Below are 2,503 nucleotides of genomic sequence, written 5' to 3' on the forward strand. Positions count from 1 at the left end.
CAAGGAGTTGATTAGTTGAGTTCGCTGGACTTTCGAGAGGGGCATCCCGGTTCGAGCCGTGTCGTGGGTCTTGCGATCGTGCTTGGTCTTCATGTCGTTCTGATCGGGGCTTTGGTGTTCGGGCTCGGCCGTGATGACGAGGAAGAGGCTCAGATACCGCTTCAGGTGACGCTCCTGGAAGAGGAGCGTGCGCCGGAGCCGCCGGCGCCCGAGACGCCGCCCCCGCCGCCGGATCTGGCGCCGCCGGAGCCGGCCTACATTCCGCCGCCCGAGATCAAGCTGGAGACCCCGCCGCCGCCCGCGCCCAAGGCGATCCAGGCGGTGCAGGAGACGAAGCCGGAGCCCCAGCCCGTGCAGCGCCGGCCGCAACCGGCGGTGACCGGCCCCCGGGCCGACCCCAGCCACGGCAACACCCAGCCGCCTTATCCCGCCGCCTCGCGGCGCATGGGCGAGGAGGGCCGCGTGGTGCTGGAGCTTTACGTGGATGCGAGCGGCGATGTGACGAAGGGCCGGATCGCGCAGTCGAGCGGCTTTCCCCGCCTCGACAAGACGGCCCTCATCCACGCCAAGCGCAAATGGCACTTCCTGCCGGCCCTGCGGAACGGCAAGCCGGTGGGCCATTGGATCAAGTTCGCCGTCGCGTTCAAGCTGACGGATTGACGCCTGAAACTATGAAAGCCGCGCCGTCGAGGCGCGCAAGCGTAGACGAGTTAAAGGACCTGATGAGATGAATACGCGGTTTGTTGTGACGATCCCTTCCCTGAAGCTGAGACCGCTCCTGGTGGCGGCGACGCTGGGGGCGGCGGTTATGCTGGTCTCGCCCGCCCTGCATGCGCAGGAGGCGGCGCCCGCGGCGGAGGACGCCGCGCCCGACACGACGTCCGGGGAGGCGGGGCTGCCCGCGCCGGGCGAGCTGCCGGCCGGCGAAGAGGGCATGTCGGCGGAAGAGGGCATGGCGGCAGCAGAAGAGGAGGCCCTCGCCGAAGGCCCGATGGCCGATGTCGCCGGCGAGGAAGAGCCCGAGAACCCCTATGGCCTCAGCGCCTTGTGGAACCAGGGCGACTTCGTGTCCAAGTTCACGCTGATCGTCCTGGCGCTGATGTCGATGGGCTCCTGGTACATCCTCATCACCAAGCTCTTCGAGCAGCGCCGCCTGTTCGACCAGTTCAACCGGGTGATCAAGCTCTTCGCGCCGACCGCCACGCTGAAGGAAGGCATCGCCGCGCTGCCCGAACGCAACTCCTTCCGCGCCATCGCGATGGAGGGCGAGGAAGCGGTCGAACAGTTCGACAAGGGCCTGTCGGGCGAGGTGACGCTGGCCGACTGGTCGGCCGCCGCGCTCAACCGGGGCGTGGATACGCTGAACCAGAAGCTGCAGGGCGGCCTCGCCTTCCTGGCGACGGTGGGCTCCACGGCGCCCTTTATCGGCCTCTTCGGCACGGTGTGGGGCATCTATCACGCGCTGGTGGCGATCGGCATGTCGGGTCAGGCCTCCATCGACAAGGTGGCCGGCCCCGTGGGCGAGGCGCTCATCATGACGGCCATCGGTCTGGCCGTCGCGGTGCCCGCGGTGCTGGGCTACAATCTGCTGATGCGCCGCAACAAGGGCGTGGCCTCGCGCGCCAAGCGCTTTGCCACGGAAGTCCATCTGCGCATTCTCACCGGCCGCCGGGCCTGATGTCGTCATCGGAATGGAGGTGACGTCATGGCCATGAATGTCGGCAGCGAGGACGGCGAAGAGGAAGTGATCTCGGCGATCAACACCACGCCGCTGGTGGATGTGATGCTGGTGCTGCTGATCATCTTCCTGATCACCATCCCCGTGGCGATCCAGACGGTGCCGGTGAACCTGCCGGTCGCCGACAGCGAAGCCAACCACACCAAGCCGGAGAACATCACCGTCGCGGTGGATGCGGACGGCAACTACTACTGGAATGCCGGGTCCGTGCCGGACAGGGCGGCGCTTCTGGACAAGCTGAAGGAGACCTCGGCGATGACGCCGCAGCCGGAGATCCAGGTGCGCGGCGACGCGGAGGTGCGCTTCGAGGCGATCGGGCGGCTGATCGTGGCCGCGCAGCGCGCGGGCATCCGCAAGGTCGGCTTCATCACCGAGCCCACCCCGCCCAACGGATCATGAGGAGAAGCGCGATATGGCAATGAATGTGGGCACGGAAGGCGGCGACGACGAACCCATGGTGGAGATGAACACGACGCCGTTGATCGACGTGCTGCTGGTTCTTCTCGTCATGCTCATCATCACCATCCCGCTGCAGACCCAGGCGGTGAAGCTGGACATGCCGCAAATGACGGTGAGCGAGGAGCACCCCGATCCCGTGGTCGTGGACCTCGAGGTCGACTTCGACGGCACGGTGTTCTGGAACGGCAATGCCGTCCCCACCACGGTGGACCTCGAGGACCGGTTCGTCGACATCGCCGGCATGCAGCCGCAGCCGGAAGTCCATCTCAGGCCCAACCGCCTCGTCAAATACGACTATGTCGCCAA

4 protein-coding genes are annotated in these 2,503 nt (G+C 66.8%); all 4 read left to right on the forward strand.

The annotated features are described in order from the left end of the window. Positions 1-15: 15 nt before the first annotated feature. On the forward strand, positions 16-660 hold the full coding sequence (locus FHS78_RS19160) for an energy transducer TonB (RefSeq protein ID WP_167096117.1): 645 nt from the start codon (positions 16-18) through the stop codon (positions 658-660). Between the two features lie 85 nt (positions 661-745). Continuing rightward, positions 746-1,678: a MotA/TolQ/ExbB proton channel family protein gene (locus FHS78_RS19165; RefSeq protein ID WP_343042022.1), complete on the forward strand. Its 933-nt coding sequence runs from the start codon at positions 746-748 to the stop codon at positions 1,676-1,678. A 27-nt stretch (positions 1,679-1,705) separates the two neighbouring features. Next, a complete protein-coding gene (locus tag FHS78_RS19170; protein ID WP_167096121.1) occupies positions 1,706-2,137 on the forward strand; it encodes an ExbD/TolR family protein in 432 nt (143 codons plus the stop codon). 13 nt (positions 2,138-2,150) lie between these two features. After that, positions 2,151-2,503: ExbD/TolR family protein (locus FHS78_RS19175; protein ID WP_167096123.1), on the forward strand; the 353-nt coding region annotated here is incomplete at its 3' end.

It is taken from the genome of Parvibaculum indicum, assembly GCF_011762095.1.
GTDB lineage: Bacteria > Pseudomonadota > Alphaproteobacteria > Parvibaculales > Parvibaculaceae > Parvibaculum > Parvibaculum indicum.